This is a genomic window from Chromohalobacter sp. HP20-39 (assembly GCF_033052815.1).
GTDB lineage: Bacteria > Pseudomonadota > Gammaproteobacteria > Pseudomonadales > Halomonadaceae > Chromohalobacter.
This window is the reverse complement of sequence record NZ_JAWHTP010001217.1, coordinates 1-232: the sequence shown is the minus strand read 5'-3', so window position 1 is coordinate 232 and position 232 is coordinate 1. Positions and strand designations below refer to the sequence as shown.

Below are 232 nucleotides of genomic sequence, written 5' to 3'. Positions count from 1 at the left end.
CGCTGAGAGCGCCCGAGCTGCGCTGGAATCGGCGAAAGCTCAGGTATCGGCTTCTAAAGCGGCTATAGAAGCGGCACGCACCAATATCATTCAGGCGCAAACCCGCGTCGAAGCGGCACAAGCCACTGAACGGCGCATTGCCGCAGATATCGATGACAGCGAACTGAAAGCCCCGCGTGACGGACGCGTGCAGTATCGGGTTGCCGAGCCAGGCGAAGTGCTGGCGGCAGGC

Annotated in this window: 1 pseudogene; it reads left to right on the top strand. The window is 62.1% G+C overall.

The features are described 5' to 3' along the window. Positions 1-232: pseudogene (locus RVY79_RS21755) on the top strand (glycoside hydrolase family 43); the annotation flags it as partial.